The organism is Acinetobacter sp. AL9 (assembly GCF_041464035.1).
GTDB lineage: Bacteria > Pseudomonadota > Gammaproteobacteria > Pseudomonadales > Moraxellaceae > Acinetobacter > Acinetobacter towneri.
In genome coordinates, this window is record NZ_JAYFSK010000285.1 from 1 (window position 1) to 240 (window position 240).

1 tRNA gene is annotated in these 240 nt (G+C 49.2%); it reads left to right on the forward strand.

What is annotated here, in order from left to right:
• Positions 1 to 140 precede the first annotated feature (140 nt).
• A tRNA-Ala gene (locus ACEO2X_RS14730) sits at positions 141 to 216 on the forward strand.
• The last annotated feature ends 24 nt before the right edge of the window (positions 217 to 240 follow it).

Here is a 240-nt window from a genome sequence, read left to right on the forward strand (position 1 = left end):
ACAAGTTCAAGTCTTGTCAGACCCACCATGAGCGAGGGTCAGCGAAACATGTTTCGCCCGAGCGCAAGACGAGAGCTATGCTCGAGTTAAGCATTCGCCTTAACACAGTTTACGATACATCGAATCACAGATGATAAGCTGGGGACTTAGCTTAGTTGGTAGAGCGCCTGCTTTGCACGCAGGAGGTCAGGAGTTCGACTCTCCTAGTCTCCACCACGTACTTATTGAGTATGGGTATAA